General features: G+C 65.7%; 14 protein-coding genes and 1 pseudogene. 1 reads left to right on the top strand and 14 read right to left on the bottom strand.

The genetic code is table 11. The features are described from left to right. Positions 1–28: 28 nt before the first annotated feature. Positions 29–1,951: a PrkA family serine protein kinase gene (locus tag SFB74_RS22055; RefSeq protein ID WP_432726412.1), complete on the bottom strand. Its 1,923-nt coding sequence runs from the start codon at positions 1,949–1,951 to the stop codon at positions 29–31. A 21-nt stretch (positions 1,952–1,972) separates the two neighbouring features. On the opposite strand from SFB74_RS22055, the gene SFB74_RS22050 reads away from it, so the two are divergent. Next, positions 1,973–2,389, top strand: a complete 417-nt coding sequence (locus SFB74_RS22050) for a hypothetical protein (protein ID WP_432726411.1) — start codon at positions 1,973–1,975, stop codon at positions 2,387–2,389. Here SFB74_RS22050 and SFB74_RS22045 read toward each other — a convergent pair. The 13 genes and pseudogenes from SFB74_RS22045 to garD all read right to left on the bottom strand — a co-directional run bounded on the left by SFB74_RS22045 (position 2,351) and on the right by garD (position 16,770). Beyond that, positions 2,351–2,959, bottom strand: coding sequence for a hypothetical protein (locus SFB74_RS22045; RefSeq protein ID WP_432726410.1), 609 nt, complete (start codon positions 2,957–2,959; stop codon positions 2,351–2,353). The two genes, SFB74_RS22050 and SFB74_RS22045, sit on opposite strands and share 39 nt — an antisense overlap. Next, positions 2,956–4,092 carry a molecular chaperone DnaJ gene (gene dnaJ, locus SFB74_RS22040; protein WP_432726408.1) on the bottom strand — a complete coding sequence of 379 codons (1,137 nt, stop codon included), beginning with the start codon at positions 4,090–4,092 and terminating at the stop codon, positions 2,956–2,958. Before dnaJ ends, SFB74_RS22045 begins: the two co-directional genes overlap by 4 nt. 108 nt (positions 4,093–4,200) lie before the next feature. After that, complete coding sequence (gene dnaK / locus SFB74_RS22035; protein WP_432726407.1) at positions 4,201–6,138, bottom strand: molecular chaperone DnaK; 1,938 nt, start codon at positions 6,136–6,138, stop codon at positions 4,201–4,203. Positions 6,139–6,260: 122 nt separating this feature from the next. Further along, entirely contained in the window at positions 6,261–6,833 is a 573-nt protein-coding gene (grpE, locus tag SFB74_RS22030; RefSeq protein ID WP_432726406.1) for a nucleotide exchange factor GrpE, read from the bottom strand. Positions 6,834–7,062: 229 nt separating this feature from the next. Beyond that, a complete protein-coding gene (locus SFB74_RS22025; RefSeq protein ID WP_013540334.1) occupies positions 7,063–7,413 on the bottom strand; it encodes an FKBP-type peptidyl-prolyl cis-trans isomerase in 351 nt (116 codons plus the stop codon). A 237-nt stretch (positions 7,414–7,650) separates the two neighbouring features. Next, positions 7,651–7,953, bottom strand: a pseudogene (locus tag SFB74_RS22020) (winged helix-turn-helix transcriptional regulator); the annotation flags it as partial. 179 nt (positions 7,954–8,132) lie between these two features. Then, complete coding sequence (asd, locus tag SFB74_RS22015; protein ID WP_432726405.1) at positions 8,133–8,984, bottom strand: archaetidylserine decarboxylase; 852 nt, start codon at positions 8,982–8,984, stop codon at positions 8,133–8,135. A 102-nt stretch (positions 8,985–9,086) separates the two neighbouring features. After that, a complete protein-coding gene (locus tag SFB74_RS22010; protein ID WP_432726404.1) occupies positions 9,087–10,082 on the bottom strand; it encodes a Bug family tripartite tricarboxylate transporter substrate binding protein in 996 nt (331 codons plus the stop codon). Positions 10,083–10,134: 52 nt separating this feature from the next. Next, positions 10,135–11,202 carry a lactonase family protein gene (locus tag SFB74_RS22005; protein WP_432726403.1) on the bottom strand — a complete coding sequence of 356 codons (1,068 nt, stop codon included), beginning with the start codon at positions 11,200–11,202 and terminating at the stop codon, positions 10,135–10,137. 14 nt (positions 11,203–11,216) lie between these two features. Further along, complete coding sequence (locus SFB74_RS22000; RefSeq protein WP_432726402.1) at positions 11,217–12,197, bottom strand: tripartite tricarboxylate transporter substrate binding protein; 981 nt, start codon at positions 12,195–12,197, stop codon at positions 11,217–11,219. A gap of 58 nt (positions 12,198–12,255) precedes the next feature. Further along, the gene (locus SFB74_RS21995; RefSeq protein WP_432726401.1) at positions 12,256–13,020 is read right to left on the bottom strand and encodes an SDR family NAD(P)-dependent oxidoreductase; all 765 of its coding nucleotides are present in this window, start codon (positions 13,018–13,020) and stop codon (positions 12,256–12,258) included. A 33-nt stretch (positions 13,021–13,053) separates the two neighbouring features. Further along, the gene (locus SFB74_RS21990) at positions 13,054–15,087 is read right to left on the bottom strand and encodes a hypothetical protein (protein WP_432726399.1); all 2,034 of its coding nucleotides are present in this window, start codon (positions 15,085–15,087) and stop codon (positions 13,054–13,056) included. A 108-nt stretch (positions 15,088–15,195) separates the two neighbouring features. Next, positions 15,196–16,770 carry a galactarate dehydratase gene (garD, locus tag SFB74_RS21985; protein ID WP_432726398.1) on the bottom strand — a complete coding sequence of 525 codons (1,575 nt, stop codon included), beginning with the start codon at positions 16,768–16,770 and terminating at the stop codon, positions 15,196–15,198. Between the last annotated feature and the right edge of the window lie 4 nt (positions 16,771–16,774).

The following is a 16,774-nucleotide window of genomic DNA, read 5'->3' as shown; positions in this document are numbered from 1 at the left end:
AGAGAAAACGAACGGAACGACGCTTTTTCTATGAACTCTTGCGCACCCGCAGATACCACTCGCAAAGCAGGCGCACCTGCTTGGAGGTGTAGCCCTTCTCGACCATGCGGGTCACGAAGTCTTCGTGCTTCTTCTGCTCGTCGGCGCTGCTCTTGGTGTTGAAGCTGATCACCGGCAGGAGCTCTTCGGTGTTGGAGAACATCTTCTTCTCGATCACCGAGCGCAGCTTCTCGTAGCTGGTCCACGCCGGGTTGCGCCCCGCGTTGCCGGCCCGTGCGCGCAGCACGAAGTTGACGATCTCGTTGCGGAAGTCCTTCGGGTTGCCGATGCCGGCGGGCCGCTCGATCTTCTCGAGCTCGGCGTTGAGCGAGGCGCGGTCGAAGACTTCGCCGGTGTCGACGTCGCGGAACTCCTGGTCCTGGATCCAGTAGTCGGCGTAGGTGACGTAGCGGTCGAAGATGTTCTGGCCGTACTCGCTGTAGCTCTCGAGGTAGGCGGTCTGGATCTCCTTGCCGATGAACTCGGCATAGCGCGGTGCCAGCAGCTCCTTGATGTAGCTGATGTACTTCTGCTCGACCTCCGGCGGGAACTGCTCGCGCTCGATCTGCTGCTCGAGCACGTACATCAGGTGCACCGGGTTGGCGGCCACCTCGGAGCTGTCGAAGTTGAACACCTTCGAGATGATCTTGAAGGCGAAGCGGGTGGAAACGCCGCTCATGCCCTCGTCGACGCCGGCGTAGTCGCGGTACTCCTGGATCGACTTGGCCTTCGGGTCGGTGTCCTTGAGGTTCTCGCCGTCGTACACCTGCATCTTGCTGAAGGTGCTCGAGTTCTCGGGCTCCTTCAGGCGGGTGAGCACCGAGAGCTGGGCCATCATGCGCAGCGTTCCGGGGGCGCAGGGGGCACTGGCCAGCGACGAGTTGCGCACCAGCTTCTCGTAGATCTTGATTTCCTCGGAGGCGCGCAGGCAGTAGGGCACCTTGACGATGTAGATCCGGTCGAGGAACGCCTCGTTGTTCTTGTTGTTGCGGAAGGCCTTCCACTCGCTCTCGTTGCTGTGCGCGAGCACGATGCCGTCGAAGGGAATGGCGCCGAAGCCTTCGGTGCCCTTGAAGTTGCTTTCCTGCGTGGCCGTCAGCAGAGGGTGCAGCACCTTGATGGGGGCCTTGAACATTTCCACGAACTCCAGCAGGCCCTGGTTGGCCAGGCACAGGCCACCGGAGTAGGAGTAGGCGTCGGGATCGTCCTGCGCGAAGGTCTCGAGCTTGCGGATGTCGACCTTGCCGACCAGGGAGGAGATGTCCTGGTTGTTCTCGTCGCCGGGCTCGGTCTTGGCGACGGCGATCTGCCGCAGCACCGACGGGTAGCGCTTGACCACCTTGAACTGGCGGATGTCCCCGCCGTACTCCTCGAGCCGCTTGACGGCCCAGGGCGAGAGAATTCGATTCAGGTAGCGGCTCGGGATGCCGTATTCCTTTTCAAGGATCTCGCCGTCTTCGACCGTATCGAAGAGGCCGAGAGGCGATTCGTTCACCGGCGAGCCCTGGATGGCGTAGAAGGGCACGTGCTCCATGAGCTGCTTCAGGCGCTCCGCGATGGAACTCTTGCCGCCGCCCACGGGGCCGAGCAGGTAAAGGATTTGCTTCTTTTCTTCCAGCCCCTGTGCAGCATGGCGGAAATAGGACACCACCTGTTCTATGGCGTCTTCCATGCCATAGAACTCCTTGAATGCCGGATAGATCTTGATGACCTTGTTCGCGAAGATGCGCGAAAGACGGGGGTCGTTGCGGGTGTCGACCAGCTGGGGCTCTCCGATGGCCTTGAGCATGCGCTCGGAGGCCGTGGCGTAGGCCATGGGATCGCGCTTGCAGATGTCCAGGTAGTCCTGCAGCGAGATGACTTCCTCGCGGGTGCGCTCGTAGCGGGCGGCAAAGTTGCTGATCACGTCCATGGTCACGCCTCCTTCAGGTCGGTGGGCTTTTGGCCCGATGGCGTGCAGCAAAGGCCTTGCGCAACATTTAAAGGTGTGCCTGCCCATGGCTGCATGCCGCGGAAAACTCCCTTACAACAATCTGCTAACAATCAGCATAAAGCAAAGATTGAACCCGGCAAATCATTTGTTAATTCAGAACCACGTCGGCAAGTAAAGTTCAACAAAAAACAAGGAACAAATTTCCGGATTTCAGGTAAATTCAAAGGCTCGCTTTCTCAATTCTCTCCGGGTGAAAACACCTATGCCGAATGGCCATCGTCCGGTTTTGCCTTTTCTCCGGGAAAAAATCGCCTATTGAGCGTCGAGGCTCAAAAAACAGGCGTTCCTGTTGCAATAACGCGCGATCTGCCGTTCGGTTTATTGCTCAACCCAAAAATATATAAAAGCAAACCCTGAGCCACTTTTGGATAGGCGGCTCGCGTGAGCCAGCGTCGGCTTCAGGCTTGGAGAAGAGTCGGCATGCGACTCGACGGTGCGAGATGCACTGTTTGCGTGCTTTCTGCCGGGCTCAGGGCCGGTGCGCACCAGTTCGAAGACGCCGGTGTGGAGAATGGTCATGAAGTGACCGGTGCTGGCGGTGAAGCCGTCGCCGAGTGAAGTCCCCGGTGCTACATGGCAGACGAGAACGCGGGTCGATGCGCCGCATTGCATCCCGACCGACGCAGGATCCTCGCCCTTGAGCAGGGCCCGCACATCTTCGGTGCTCAGCGGGTCGAGTTCTCGCGAGTCCTTGCCCGCCTTGAGTTCCCAACCTTTGTCCGTCTTGTGGATGGAGAAAAGGGCCAGTGATGCGGTCCCCCGTGCCTTGTCGACCACGCGGTACTCGCCGCTCAGCCGATCAGGGTCGGGCTCGGCCGGCTCGCCGGCCCATGAAGAAGAAAAGCCGGCCAAGAGGAAAAGGCCGGCCAGCCCGCGGCACGTCACCAGGCTCCTGAGGAGCAAGCCCGGCGCGTGCGGCGCGATCAACTGAAGAATTCCTTCGCCTTGTCGAACCAGCCCTTGTCGGTGGGGCTGTGCTTCTCTCCGCCCTTCTTGAGCGAATCGTCGAGCTCCTTCAGCAGCTTGCGCTGGAACTCGGTGAGCTTGACCGGCGTCTCGACGCGCACGTGGCAATACAGGTCGCCCGGATAGCTCGAGTTCACGCCCTTGATGCCCTTGCCGCGCAGGCGGAACTGCTTGCCGCTCTGCGTGCCTTCGGGAATGTCGATGGCGGCCGCGCCCTTGAGCGTGGGCACGTTGATCTCGCCGCCGAGCGCGGCCGTGGTCACGCTCACCGGCACCACGCAGTGCAGGTTGTCGCCGTCGCGCTCGAAGATGTCGTGCTTCTTGAGCCGGATCTCGATGTACAGGTCGCCCGGCGGGCCGCCGTTGACGCCGGGCTCGCCGCTGCCGGTCACGCGCATGCGCTGGCCGTCGTCGATGCCCGCGCGGATCTTCACCTCGAGCGTCTTGTTGCGCTTGATCTTGCCCTGGCCATGGCACGCGGTGCAGGGCTCGGGAATGATCTTGCCGCTGCCGTGGCAGGTCGGGCAGGTCTGCTGCACGCTGAAGAAGCCCTGGCGCATCTGCACCGCGCCCGCGCCGTGGCAGGTGGTGCAGGTGATGGGCTTGGTGCCGGGCTTCGCGCCCGAGCCGTGGCAGGTCTCGCATTCGTCCCAGGTGGGGATGCGTATCTCGGTCGTCTTGCCTTCGGCCGCTTCCTCGAGCGTGATCTCCATCGCGTAGCTCAGGTCGCTGCCGCGGAAGACCTGGCGGCCGCCGCCTCCACGGCCCCGGCCGCCGCCGAACACGTCGCCGAAGATGTCGCCGAAGGCTTCGGCGAAGCCTCCGAAGCCTTCAGCGCCCGGGCCGCCGCGCATGTTGGGGTCGACGCCGGCATGGCCGTACTGGTCGTAGGCCGCGCGCTTCTGTCCGTCGGACAGCATCTCGTAGGCTTCCTTGACCTCCTTGAACTTGGCCTCGGCCTCCTTCGCGGTGTCGCCGTGATTGCGGTCCGGATGGTGCTTCATCGCGAGCTTGCGATAAGCCTTCTTGATTTCTTCTTCGCTCGCGTTCTTGGGGACGCCGAGGGTTTCGTAGTAGTCGCGTTTGGTGGCCATGGCAGGTCGATCGGGAGATCAGGGAAGCAGCGGGAACTCGGGTAACTTGAAGCGAGAAAGGCTGGAGCACCCTTTCAGGTGTTCCAGCCTTGGTCGGCGGGCTGAAGATCAGCCCTTCTTGACTTCCTTCACTTCGGCGTCGACCACGTTGTCGTCTGCCTGTGCGTGCGATGCAGCTTCCGCGCCAGCGGCACCGGAAGCGGCCGAGGCGCTGGCTGCGGCCTGCGATTCGGCGTACATCTTTTCGCCGAGCTTCTGGCTTGCGGTCATCAGCGCGTTGGTCTTGTCCTCGATCGCGGTCTTGTCCTCGCCCTTGAGCACTTCCTCGAGGTCCTTGATCGCGGTCTCGATCGCTTCCTTCTCGGCAGCTTCGAGGCTGGTACCGTGCTCGCCCAGCGACTTCTTCACGCTGTGCACCATGGCTTCGCCCTGGTTGCGGGCCTGCACGATCTCGAGCTTCTTCTTGTCGTCGGCCGCGTTGAGCTCGGCGTCCTTCACCATCTTCTGGATCTCGTCCTCGGAGAGGCCAGAGCTCGCCTTGATGGTGATCTTGTTTTCCTTGCCGGTGCCCTTGTCCTTCGCGCCGACGTGCAGGATGCCGTTGGCGTCGATGTCGAAGCTCACCTCGATCTGCGGCGTGCCGCGCGATGCCGGCGGAATGCCTTCGAGGTTGAATTCGCCCAGCAGCTTGTTGCCCGCGGCGATGTCGCGCTCGCCCTGGAACACCTTGATGGTCACGGCAGGCTGGTTGTCCTCGGCGGTCGAGAAGGTCTGCGCGAACTTCGTCGGGATCGTGGTGTTCTTGGCGATCATCTTGGTCATGACGCCGCCCATCGTCTCGATGCCCAGCGACAGCGGGGTCACGTCCAGCAGCAGCACGTCCTTGCGGTCGCCCGAGAGCACCTGGCCCTGGATGGCGGCGCCGACGGCCACGGCTTCGTCGGGGTTCACGTCCTTGCGCGGCTCCTTGCCGAAGAAGGCCTTCACCTTTTCCTGCACCTTGGGCATGCGGGTCATGCCGCCGACCAGGATCACGTCGTTGATGTCGCCCACGCTGATGCCGGCGTCCTTGATGGCCAGGCGGCAGGGAGCGATGGTGCGCTCGATCAGCTCGTCGACCAGGCTTTCCAGCTTGGCGCGGGTGAGCTTGATGTTCAGGTGCTTCGGACCCGAGGCGTCGGCCGTGATGTAGGGCAGGTTGATGTCGGTCTGAGCGCTGTTCGACAGCTCGATCTTGGCCTTCTCGGCGGCTTCCTTCAGGCGCTGCAGGGCCAGCACGTCCTTGCTCAGGTCGACGCCCTGTTCCTTTTTGAACTCGCCGATGATGTAGTCGATGATGCGCTGGTCGAAGTCTTCGCCGCCCAGGAAGGTGTCGCCGTTGGTCGACAGCACTTCGAACTGCTTCTCGCCGTCGACGTCGGCAATCTCGATGATCGACACGTCGAAGGTACCGCCGCCGAGGTCATACACGGCGATCTTGCGGTCGGCCTTGTCCTGCTTGTCCAGGCCGAAGGCCAGGGCGGCAGCGGTGGGCTCGTTGATGATGCGCTTCACGTCGAGGCCGGCGATGCGGCCGGCGTCCTTGGTGGCCTGGCGCTGGGCGTCGTTGAAGTAGGCCGGCACCGTGATCACGGCTTCGGTCACGGTCTCGCCGAGGTAGTCTTCGGCGGTCTTCTTCATCTTGCGCAGGATGTCGGCGCTGACCTGCTGCGGGGCCATCTTCTTGCCGCGCACTTCCACCCACGCGTCGCCGTTGTCGGCCTTGGCGATGGTGTAGGGCATCAGGTCGATGTCCTTCTGGACTTCCTTTTCCTCGAACTTGCGGCCGATCAGGCGCTTGATCGCGTACAGCGTGTTCTTGGGGTTGGTGACGGCCTGGCGCTTGGCCGAGGCACCGACCAGCACTTCACCGTCTTCCTGGTACGCGACGATCGACGGCGTGGTGCGCGCACCTTCCGAGTTCTCGATCACACGCGTGGTGTTGCCTTCCATGATCGACACGCACGAGTTGGTGGTGCCGAGGTCGATGCCGATGATCTTTGCCATGTTCTTACTCCTGAAAGCCTGAAAAATATGTTGTTATGAACTTGTGGATAACCCGTCGCGATTCAAGGTACGAAGCGGGGATTTCCTGTGGGAATCTTGTGAGCCGGTGAATGCCGCGGGGCTTACTTCGGCGCGCTGACCGTGACCAGCGCCGGGCGCAGCACGCGGTCGTTGATGGTGTAGCCCTTCTGCAGCACGCTCACCACGGTGTTTGGTTCCTGGTCGGCGGGGACCATCGAGATGGCCTGGTGCAAGTGCGGGTCGAACTTCGCGCCGGTGGCGGGGGCCACTTCGATCACCTTGTTGCGTTCGAGCGCGCTCTTGAGCTGGCGCAGCGTGGCTTCGGCGCCTTCGCGGATCTGCTCGGGCGTGGCGTCCTTGACGGCCAGGCCGGCTTCCAGGCTGTCGGTCACGGGCAGCAGGCTTTCGGCAAAGGCCTCGACGGCGAACTTGCGGGCCTTGCTGACTTCCTCGTCGGCGCGGCGGCGGGCGTTCTGCACATCGGCCTGGGCGCGCAGGTACTGATCGGCAAGCTCGGCATTCTTGGTCTGCAGCGCGGCGAGTTCGCCCTGGGCCACGGCCAGCGCGTCGAGCGCCTCGGCTTCATTGGCGAATTGCGCGGCCTCCAGTTCTTCGGGGCTCGGCTCGCCTTGCAGCATTTGAGAATTCTTCGCGGATTGTTGCGGGTCAGACATTTTTCAAAGAACCGGTACGGGCCGGAAAACAAACAACAGCCAGCCACTTGGGGCTGGCCGGAGGCATTTCAAGCGAAAAAATGCGGCCAAATGGGCCGCAGGAGCACGGAAACTCAGGCAATTCAGCCGGGAACACCGCGGAACCGGCTTTGCCGGGCCGCAGGTGTTGCCCCCGGTAGGGGGTTGGCGAAGCGACACGAAGTGCGCGAAGCCTGGGGGCGAGCTTCGGTCAGTGGGCGTCGAGCAGTTCGACGTCGAACTTGAGCGTGGCGTTCGGGGGGATCACGCCGCCGGCGCCGCGGGCGCCATAGCCCAGCGATGCGGGAATGATCAGGGTGCGCTTGCCGCCGATCTTCATGCCGGCCACGCCTTCGTCCCAGCCCTTGATGACCTGGCCCGCGCCCAGCGAGAAGGCGAAGGGGTCGTTGCGGTCGCGGCTGGAGTCGAACTTGGCGCCTTGCACGCCGTCGTTGTAGAGCCAGCCGGTGTAGTGCACATGCACGTGCTGGCCGGCCTTGGCTTCGGCGCCGGTGCCGACTTCGGTGTCTTCGTATTGCAGGCCGGAGGGAGTGGTGGGCATGGGAAACGCTCCTTGCGTCGATGTGAGATCCGTGGATCGAAGGCGCGGAGTTTACCGAGGCCCGGCGGGCTGCCCCGCCGTCCATCAGCCGTGGCCGGTGTCGTCGCCGGTCGGCGCGGGTGTAGGCGCAGGCGCCGCGAGGGGATCGGGGGAGGGGGCGGCCGCCGGCGGAACCGGGGCTGCCGCGGGAGCGGCGAAAGTACCTGCGGCCGGTGCGGCAGGAGCCGTCGCGGCGGCTTTCTTCAACTGGCCCAGCTGCCATTTGCCGGCGAAGGCCTGCAGGTCGGACAGGCGCTTGAGCAGGTCCTGCCCGCTGAGAGTGAGGCTGTAGCCGTCGCTGCCGTGGCCGACGAGGCCGGCCTCGCGCAGCTCCTTGATGCGGGTGTTGAGCGTATTGGGAGTGATGCCGCCCACGCTGTCCTGCAACAGGCGGAAGGTCTGCGCGTGACCGTCGCGCAGCGCCCAGAGCACGCGCAGTGCATAGCGGGCTTCGAGCAGGGCGAGCAACTGGCTGACGGCTGCGGTTTCCTTGGTACTCATCGACATCATCTCCTCGAAGCTGGGCGGACCGTCGACCTGCGGGGGACAGGGCGACGCCTCGCGTTCTTGTGGTTGGTTATGAACCGTCCCGTTGGCCGGCGACTATAGCGCAATCGATGAGGATGCTACTAGTTTTGTAGCTGTCAAGGCAAGCTGGGTGCGGGTTGTGAGACAAAGCCTCACAAATTGGTGTATTCGGCCATGGCTTCGCCCAACCGGATCGCGCGGCCGGGCGACCATTGCGGGTTGAAAGCCAGCGCAGGCGCCGGGAAAAGCATGACGACGGTGGAGCCCAGCAAGAATCGGCCCATCTCGTCGCCCTTGCGGATGTCGATCTGCTGGTCGGCGTAGTGCCATTCGCGCAGCTCGCCCACGCGCGGCGGGTTGACCACGCCGTGCCACACGGTGGCCATGCTGCCGACGATCGTGGCGCCCACCAGCACCAGCACGAAGGGCCCGCGCGCCGACTCGAAGACGCACACCACGCGCTCGTTGCGCGCGAAGAGGCCGGGCACGCCGCGCGCCGTCGTCGGGTTCACCGAGAACAGGTCGCCCGGCACATGGATCATGCGCACCAGCCGGCCATCGCAGGGCATGTGGATGCGGTGGTAGTCCTTCGGACTCAGGTAGAGCGTGGCGAAGCTGCCGTGCGCGAACTTCGCGGCCAGCGTGGCGTCGCCGCCCACCAGCGCGGTGGTCGTGTAGTTGTGGCCCTTGGCCTGGAAGATCTGGTCGCCTTGAATGGCGCCGAACTGGCTGATCGCGCCGTCCACCGGGCAGATCAGGTCGGCCTGCGCTAGGGGGCGGGCGCCGGGCTTCAGCTCGCGCGTGAAGAACTGGTTGAAGCTCTTGTAGTGGCTGATGTCCGACTCGAGCGCCTCGCCCATGTCCACGCCGTACTTGGCCACGAAGCGCCGGATGATCCACGTCGTCACGGCGCCCCGCTCCTTGCCCGCGACCCAGCCGGCGAAATTGGTCAGGGCCTGCTTGGGAAACAGGTATTGGGGCAGTACGGCGGAGCGGTCGGACACGTGGGAAGGATCTGGAAAGCGGATCGGAGGGGCATTCTATAAAGGGCTTTTCGCCCGGGGCGTAGGAAGCTTCCCTTGGTTCGGCCCGCCTTCCAGGGGGCGTCAGTCCGGCTTGATGCCCGCCGCCTTGATCACCTGCGCCCATTTCTCCACCTCGGCCTTCTGGAAGGCCGCGATCTGCGTGGTGCTCAGGTCGGCCGGCTCCATGCCGAAGCCCTTGAGCTTGTCCTGCATCTCGGGCGTCGCGAGGATCTTGCGGATCTCGGTGTGCAGCCGGTCGACCACCGGCGCGGGCGTGTGCGCGGGCACGAAGATCGCCTGCCACGACACCACCTCGAAGTCCTGCAGGCCCGGCACGCCCGATTCGGCCACCGTCGGCACGTCCGGCATCGAGGCCAGCCGCTTCGCCGAGGTGACGGCGATCGCGCGCAGCTTGCCGCTCTGGATGTGCGGTCCGGCCACCACGGTGGTGTCGAACATCATGTCGACCTGTCCGCCGATCACGTCCTGGATCGCCGGGCCGCTGCCCTTGTACGGAATGTGCGTGAACTTCACGCCCGACTTGTAGGCCAGCAGCTCCAGCGCCAGGTGCTGCGAGGTGCCCGTGCCGGCCGAAGCCGACGAGAGTCCGCCCGCCTTGCCCTTGCTGGCCGCGATCACGTCCTTCAGCGTCTTGTAGGGGCTCGCCTGGTTCACCACCAGCACCACCGGGTTGGTGCCGATCAGCGTCACCGGCGCGAACGACTTCTGCGGGTCGTAGCCCAGCTTCGGATACAGGCTGATGTTGATCGCGTGCGAGCTGATCGTGCCGCCCACCAGCGTGAAGCCGTCGGGCGCGGCGCGCGCGCCGATCTCGGAGCCCACGCTGCCGCCGGCGCCGCCCTTGTTGTCGATGATCACGGTGGTGCCGAGCACAGGGCCCAGCTTCTGCCCGATCAGCCGGCCCAGCACGTCGGTGGTGCCGCCCGCCGGGAAGGGCACGAGGTACGTGATGGGCTTGCCCGTGGGCCAGTTGCCATTGCCCTGCGCGAAGGCCACGGGAAGAGCGGCGGCGAGCGAAGAGGCGAGCGCGGTGCGGATGAGTGTGCGTCGTTGCATGTGAAAGTCTCCTTGGGTTGTCGGGTGGTGCCGGAAGCGATGTCGAAGGCCCTCAGGGCATGTCGACGATCTCGATCCAGTTCGGGTTCTTGCCCACGTCCAGGTGCTGGGGCTTGCCCAGCGCGCCGGTGGCGCTGTCGATGGCGTAGAGCGAGATGCCGTTCGATTCCTGTCCCGCCGCGATCAGGTAGCGGCCGGTGGAGTCGATGGCGAAGCCGCGCGGGCCCTTCTCGGTCGGCGTCTGGCCCAGCGGCTGCAGCTGTCCGGTGGCGGCATCGACCTTGAATGCCGAGAGCGTGCTGGTGGTGCGCTCCGAGGCGTAGAGAAAGCGCCCGTCCGGCGTCAGGTGCAGGTCGGCGGCCCAGGGCTTGCCGGTGAAGCCGGCGGGTAGCGTGGTGGTGCTTTGCTCCAGCTTCAGCGTGCCGCGCGCGGCGTCCCATGCGAACACGTGCAGCGCGGCGTCGAGCTCGTCGAGCAGGTAGACGTGGCGCTGCGCCTTGTCCCACACGAAGTGGCGCGGGCCCGACTTCGCGGAGGTGCGGGTCAGCGGTGGATCGTTGGGCGAGAGCAGTCCTTTTTCCGCGTCGAAGCGCCAGCTCGACACGTTGTCGCCGCCCAGGCTGGTGGCGAGCACGAAGCGGTTGCTCGCGTCCGCGTGGATGGCGTGCGCGTTGGGCTCGGTCTGGATCAGCTGGTGGATGGGCCCCACTGCGCCGTCCTTGCCGATGCCGTTGACCGTGATCTTCCCGCCCTGGTACGAAGCCGCGAACAGCCACTTGCCGCTCGCGTCGAGGTCGATGTTGGCCATGCTGTCGGCCAGCGGCGCCTCGGCCAGCTTCTGGAGCTTGCCGCTGGCGCCGTCGATCGACAGCGCAGTCACGCGGAACGGCTGCGAGCGCAGCGCGGCGTACAGCACGCGCTTGTCGCGGCTCACCACCATCGGCATCACCGTGCCGCCCACGTTCAGCGTCTGCACCGGCTTGAGCGCGCCCTGGCTGCGGTCGAGCTCGAGCACCGATATTTCCTGGCTGTCGGCGTTCGACACGTAGACCCAGGTGGCGGCCGATGCGGGTACCGCCGCGGCCAGCCACAGCAGCGATGCGATGGTCGTCTTCTTCATGGCCGTGCGCTCGCTCAGGGCTTGATGCCCAGCTTGGTGATGAGCTGCTTGAAGTACTCGTTGTCCTTCGCCAGCGTTTCCTTGAAGGCCGCGCCGTCGGTGTAGACGTAGCCCAGGTTCTGCTTGTCCATCACTTCGCGCAGCAGCGGTTCCTTGGCGGTCTTGGCGGCGATGTCGCGCAGCTTGGCCATCACTTCGGGCGGCGTGTTCTTCGGTGCGCCGAGGCCGCGCCAGGTGCCGATCGAGATGTCGATGCCGCGCTCCTTGGCAGTGGGCACCTTGTCGAAGGCGGGCAGGCGCTTGTCGGCCATCACCATCAGCATCTTGAGCTTGCCGGCCTGCACGTAGGTCGAGACCTCGGCGGGGCTCACGGCCACCGCGTCGAGGTGGCCGCCCATCAGCGCCAGCACGGCCGGGCCTGCACCCTGGAACGGGATGTGGTTGAACTTCGCGCCGGTCTTGTCCTCCAGCGCCGAGGCCGCCAGGTGCCAGATCGAGCCGGTGCCCGAGTTGCCAACGCCCAACTCGCCGGGCTTCTTCTTCGCCGCGGCCAGGAATTCCTCGATGGTGTTGTAGGGCGAGTCGGCCTTCACCGTGATGGCAGCCGGGTCGGCGTTGAGCTGCGCGATGGGCTGGAAGTCGTCGTAGTTGAACTTCGCCAGGCCCAGGGGCGGCAGCGTGAGCAGTTCGACGGTGAGTACGGCGAGCTTGTAGCCGTCGGGCTTGGAGTGGATCACCTCGTTCCAGCCGATGGCACCGCCCGCGCCGGGGCGGTTCACGATCACGATGCTCTCGGACATGTGCTTGCGGCTCGCGTCGGCGAAGGCCCGCGCCAGCGCGTCGGTGCCGCCGCCGGGCTGGTAGGGCACGACCAGCTCGACCGCGTGGTTCGGGTAGTCGTTGCCGGCGGCCTGTGCGGCGGGTGCCGCCGCGCCGAAGGCGATGCAGGCCGCACCGGTGAGGGTCGCGAGCTTGCGCAGGAATCGGATCGTCATCTTCTTTGTCTCCGTTGTGGTTTGCCGTGGTTGCTGAAAAAGATCGGGTGCCGGGGCCTCAGGGCATGTACTGCCCGCCGTTCACCTCGAGCACCTGCCCCGTGACGTAGCCCGAGAGCTGCTCGGAGGCGAGATAGAGGAATGCGCCGACGCACTCGTCCGGCGTGCCGATGCGCGCCATCGGGATGCTTGCCTTGAAGCTTTCCAGCATCGCGGGCGTCGAGAAGCGGTCGTGGAACGGCGTCTGGATGACGCCCGGCGCCACCGCGTTCACGCGGATGCGGTCGCCCGCGAGCTCCCTGGCGAGCCCGTGCGTCGCCGTGCTCACGAAGCCCTTCGAGCCCGCGTAGAGGTACGCGCCCGGCCCGCCGCCGGTGCGGGCCGCGACCGAGGTCACGTTGATGATGTTGCCGCCGCCATGCGTGCGCATCAGCGGAACCACCTCGCGGCAGAACGAGAGCACCGAGCGCGCGTTGATGTGCAGCACCTCGTCGAAGAGCGCATCGTCGAACTCCGCGATCGGCACTCGCTTGACCAGGCTGCCCGCGTTGTTCACCAGCACGTCGATGCGGCCGCCGAACTGCGCCGAAGCCTGCTTCACGCACTCGCGGACCGCGCCCGTGTCGCGCACGTCGGCCTTCAGCGCGAAGGCGTTGCCGCCGGCCGCGCGGATGGTGTCGACCACCTGGTTCGCCGCGTCGGCGGAGCTGTTGTAGTGCACCGCCACGCGCATGCCGCGCGCGGCGAAGGCGATGGCCACCGCCGCGCCGATGCCGGTGCTGGCGCCTGTGACGAGGGCCGTGCGGTCCTTGAGGTCTTCCATGAGGGGTTCCGTTGATGAAGCTGGTTCGGGGAATCAGCGCGGCGCGAACGACGCCACGCTGGGCGAGCGGTACTTCAGCACCCACTTGACGGTGAGCGGCGAAGCGAAGTTGAAGGCTGGCGAGCTGCAGCGGATGCTCGTCCTGAACGCGCCGTTGGGCGTGTTGTAGTTGGCGTCCGCGCTCACGTCGACCGGCGCGCAGCTCTGCAGGCCTTCGACTTCGAAGCCCTGCACGTCGCCGGTGGCGAAGCTGAACTTGCTGGTGCCGGTGGCCGCGGCCCCGCTGGAGTACGTGCCGAACTCCAGCTCGACCTTGGCGATGTCGAGCGCGGCGGCGGGCGTGTAGGTATCGACGCGCGTGATCTGCCCTGGCTCGAAGGTGTAGGTGGTGGCCGAGGTGATGCGCGTGTCCTTGATGGGCGCGCCGCCCGTGGCCTTGTCCATCGCGTCCTGCGTGTAGTTCACCGTGAGCACCTTGCCGGCCTCCGCGATCTGCAGGTTCTTCTGGTACGACGCGGGAATCAGCGGGTCGGACGAAGTAGCGACCGTGAACTTCGGCTGCAGCTGCGGCCATTGCGTGTCGGCCACGCTGGAGAGCATGTTGTACGAGTGCGGGATCGCGAAGTACGGGTTGGTGCGGTGATAGGTCTGCGCGCCGTTCACCACCGGCAGGCTGATCACGCGCAGGCCGTCGCGGTAGGTGACCAGGCCGCGGTCGTAGGTGGCGGCCTGGCCGTCGAAGCCCGCGAACTTCGTCAGCGTCGAGCGCGGCAGCTTGTCGAGGTAGGCCAGGAAGGTCTGCGTCGAGACCGGTGCCTTCTGCGCGTAGCCGGCGGACTTCCACAGGTTGTTGGTGTAGATGAGCTGGTGCGACAGGCTCAGGTTCTCGCCGAGGATGCGCGCCTTGCCGCGGTAGCTGTCGGTGCGCCGGCCCTTGTCCCACATGTTGAGCGAGCCGGTCTCGGAGTCGTACCAGAACTCGACGTACTTGGCCGTCACGCGGGTGGCGAATGCGTAGGCGATGTCCTTTTCCTCCGCGCTCAGCACGTTCATGTGCTCGGCGGCCGAGAGCACTTCGGCGAACGCGGTGTCGGCATAGCCCGCGAGGCTGCGGCCGAAGTCGACGCCGTTGCCGGCCGGGTTCAGCCGCAGCTTGATCACGTCGACCGACTGGCGCAGCCAGCCCTTGAGCGAGGCCTCGTCCTGCGCCGACACCGTCATGCCGGTCTCGATCAGCCGCTGCATGATCTCGCCGATCAGCAGGATGCTGTAGCGGTCGAAGCGCCCGCTGCCGTCGGTCTCGTCGGAGAAGCCGAAGGCCGAGAAGGTCTTGTAGTGGTTGATCATCTTCTGCAGCAGCGCCTCGCTGGCTTCCGGGCCTTCCCAGCCCAGCAGGTAGCGCAGGCGGGCCACGCTGAAGGCCACGCCGTAGTAGTTGGTGGGCAGCCCGATCAACGAGTAGTCGCTCTCGTTGACGAAGGTGCGCCAGTCGAGCTTGGTGCGCAGCGTGGCGAGCGTGGTGCTGTCCACGGCGGCATCGGGGCCGTCGAGCAGGCCGGCCTTCTTGAGCTTCCAGAGGGCGGAGACGTAGTAGTAGATGCCCCAGCTCTCGTTGGTGACGCCGGTGGTCATCGCGGCGATCTCGCGGTAGCCGTCGAGGTATTCCTTGTATTTGGGATCGGACGGCGAGGCGTTCAGCAGAAGGTAAGAGAAACCGATGGCCACCTTGCCGGGCAGGAACTTGTCGCCGCTGTTCGACGCGAAGACCTTCACGCCGAGCAGTTCGGTGTCGAGCTTCTGCGTGCGCACCTGCTGGAACAGCCGTTCGATCGTCGGCAGCAGGTTGTTGCGCACGATCTCGTCCATCGGCGTGTTCGAAAGCTTCGGCTGCGCAGCGAGCACCTCGGGGTCCACGGGCGCTTCGGCGGGTGGGGCCGGTGCCGGCGCGGGCGGGTTGGTGGCCACGGGCGTCGGGAAGAAAGTGCCTCCATCGCCGCCCCCGCCGCCGCACGCGGCAAGCAGGACGGCGCCCGCGATCGCACTCGACACCAGCTTGGGTTTCTGCATCCTCTGTCTCCTTCTGTTGTAGAAAAAACCAGGCCCGGCTCCCCAGCCGGACTTTCCAGAATGACTTTCCCCGCGGCCGTCGGGATCGCTACGGCCGTGCGTGCCTCCTCAGGTCACGGGCGCGGGGTTGAAGAGCACGAGCGCGTTGTGCAGCTTCCAGTGCTCGGCCCAGGTCTTCCTGCGGCCGCTGGCCACGTCGAGCATCAGCCGGAAGAGCTCCCAGCCCACGTCCTCGATGCTGGCCTCGCCGTCGGCGATGCGTCCCGCGTTCACGTCCATCAGGTCGTGCCAGCGGCGCGCGAGGTCGCTGCGCGTGGCGACCTTGATCACCGGCACCTCGGCCAGCCCGTAGGGCGTGCCGCGTCCGGTGGTGAACACATGCAGGTTGATGCCGGCGGCCAGCTGCAGCGTGCCGCAGATGAAGTCGCTGGCCGGCGTGGCGGTGTAGATCAGGCCTTTCTGCGCGGCCTTCTCGCCGGGCGCGAGCACGCCGGTGATCGGCGCCGAGCCCGACTTGACGATGGAGCCCATCGCCTTCTCGACGATGTTCGAGAGCCCGCCCTTCTTGTTGCCCGGCGTGGTGTTGGCGCTGCGGTCGACGAGGCCCTTCTTCAGGTAGGCGTCGTACCAGGCCATCTCGCGGATCATGGCCTCGGCCACTTCGGGCGTGGATGCGCGCGAGGTGAGCTGGTCGATGCCGTCGCGCACCTCGGTGGTCTCGGAGAACATCACGGTGGCGCCCGCGCGCACCAGCAGGTCGGTGCAGAAGCCCACGGCCGGATTCGCGGTGACGCCGGAGAAGGCATCGCTGCCGCCGCACTGCACGCCTACCACCAGCTCGCTGGCGGGCACGGTCTCGCGCCTGCGTGCGTTGAGGCGGGCAAGGTGCTCCTCGGCCTGGCGCATGACCGAATCGATCATCGACATGAAGCCGACGTGCGCATCGTCCTGCAGGCAGACCACGTCGAGTTCGGCGTCGGCCTCGGCCTCGCCGCGCTTGTCGACGATGGGAATGCTCCCCGGCGGCAGCAGCCGCTCGGGTTGCAGCTTCTCGCAGCCCAGGCTCACCACCATCACCTCGCCGCCGAAGTTCGGGTTGAGGCTGATGTTGCGCAGCGTGCGGATCGGCACGATGGCGTCGGGCGCGTCGATGGCCACGCCGCAGCCGTAGGTGTGCTCCAGCGCCACCACATCGTCGACGTTGGGGTACTTCGGCAGCAGTTCGGTCTTGATGCGCTGCACCGCGAACTCGGTGACGCCCGCCACGCACTGCACCGTCTGCGTGATGGCCAGGATGTTGCGCGTGCCCACCGAGCCGTCGGCATTGCGGTAGCCCTCGAAGGTGTAGCCCTCCAGCGGCGCGAGGGCAGGGGGCTTGACGGTGGCGATGGGCAGGCCGTCGAGCTCGGGCGCGGTCGGCATGCGCATCACGCGCTCGTGCACCCAGCTGCCGCGCGGCAGCGCCTTCAGCGCGTAGCCGATCACCACGTCGTAGCGGCGGATGGCGTCGCCTTCGGCCAGGTCGACCAGCGCGACCTTGTGGCCCTGCGGCACGTTGTCCACCAGCCGCAGGCCGTCGGCGAACTCCGCGCCGGCCTTCAGCCCGCCGTCGTTGGCGACGATGGCGACGTTGTCGGCCGCATGGATGCGGATGTAGAGCGGTGGGCGGGTGGTCTCGGTCATCGCG

Origin of the sequence: Variovorax xiamenensis, assembly GCF_050916385.1 — a bacterium.
Taxonomy (GTDB): Bacteria; Pseudomonadota; Gammaproteobacteria; order Burkholderiales; family Burkholderiaceae_C; genus Variovorax.
The sequence above is the reverse complement of the archived record's forward strand: the minus strand, read 5'-3'. Positions and strand labels throughout refer to the sequence as shown.

What these genes read in the sequence shown, in the direction of transcription:
- SFB74_RS22055 (WP_432726412.1), bottom strand. Translation starts at nt 1,951, where the DNA reads ATGGACGTGATCAGCAACTTTGCCGCCCGCTACGAGCGCACCCGCGAG.
- dnaJ (WP_432726408.1), bottom strand. Translation starts at nt 4,092, where the DNA reads ATGGCCACCAAACGCGACTACTACGAAACCCTCGGCGTCCCCAAGAAC.
- dnaK (WP_432726407.1), bottom strand. Translation starts at nt 6,138, where the DNA reads ATGGCAAAGATCATCGGCATCGACCTCGGCACCACCAACTCGTGCGTG.
- grpE (WP_432726406.1), bottom strand. Translation starts at nt 6,833, where the DNA reads ATGTCTGACCCGCAACAATCCGCGAAGAATTCTCAAATGCTGCAAGGC.
- SFB74_RS22025 (WP_013540334.1), bottom strand. Translation starts at nt 7,413, where the DNA reads ATGCCCACCACTCCCTCCGGCCTGCAATACGAAGACACCGAAGTCGGC.
- SFB74_RS22010 (WP_432726404.1), bottom strand. Translation starts at nt 10,082, where the DNA reads ATGCAACGACGCACACTCATCCGCACCGCGCTCGCCTCTTCGCTCGCC.
- SFB74_RS22005 (WP_432726403.1), bottom strand. Translation starts at nt 11,202, where the DNA reads ATGAAGAAGACGACCATCGCATCGCTGCTGTGGCTGGCCGCGGCGGTA.
- SFB74_RS22000 (WP_432726402.1), bottom strand. Translation starts at nt 12,197, where the DNA reads ATGACGATCCGATTCCTGCGCAAGCTCGCGACCCTCACCGGTGCGGCC.
- SFB74_RS21995 (WP_432726401.1), bottom strand. Translation starts at nt 13,020, where the DNA reads ATGGAAGACCTCAAGGACCGCACGGCCCTCGTCACAGGCGCCAGCACC.
- SFB74_RS21990 (WP_432726399.1), bottom strand. Translation starts at nt 15,087, where the DNA reads ATGCAGAAACCCAAGCTGGTGTCGAGTGCGATCGCGGGCGCCGTCCTG.
- garD (WP_432726398.1), bottom strand. Translation starts at nt 16,770, where the DNA reads ATGACCGAGACCACCCGCCCACCGCTCTACATCCGCATCCATGCGGCC.